The organism is Corynebacterium tuscaniense (assembly GCF_008693065.1).
GTDB lineage: Bacteria > Actinomycetota > Actinomycetes > Mycobacteriales > Mycobacteriaceae > Corynebacterium > Corynebacterium tuscaniense.
On record NZ_VXKH01000187.1, the window covers coordinates 1 to 586 of the forward strand.

At 59.6% G+C, this 586-nt stretch carries 1 protein-coding gene; it reads right to left on the reverse strand.

From position 1 onward, the window contains the following. Positions 1-586: phosphoenolpyruvate carboxykinase domain-containing protein (locus tag F4V54_RS11210; protein ID WP_150387181.1), on the reverse strand; the 586-nt coding region annotated here is incomplete at both ends.

Genomic DNA, 586 nt, shown 5'->3' on the forward strand with positions numbered 1-586 from the left:
TGGTCTTGCCGCATGCCGAAGGGAAAGCGGCCGCAACGTGGTACTTCTTGCCCTCTGGGTTGGTGAGCTTCAGGATGAGCATGTGCTCTGCCATCCAGCCCTCTTCCTTGGCCATGACAGAAGCGATGCGCAGCGCGTAGCACTTCTTTGCCAGGATAGCGTTGCCGCCGTAGCCAGAACCGTAGGACCAGATTTCCTTGGTCTCCGGGAACTGGGTGATGTACTTGGTGTCATTGCACGGCCACGCCACATCTTCCTGGCCCGGCTCCAGCGGAGCACCCACGGAGTGCAGGGCGTGGACGAAATCGCCGTCGGTACCAATCTTGTCCAAGGCTTCCGCACCCATACGGGTCATGATGCGCATGGAGAGCACCACATAAGCGGAGTCAGTCAGCTGCACGCCCAGCTTTGGTTCCGGATCGCTAATAGGGCCCATGCAGAAGGGAACCACGTACATGGTGCGACCCTTCATGGAACCACGGAATGCCTCCGTCATCTCTTCCTTCATCGCAGCTGGCGGCGCCCAGTTATTGGTCGGGCCGGCGCCTTCTTCATTCTCGGTACAGATGCAGGTGCGGGATTCCAC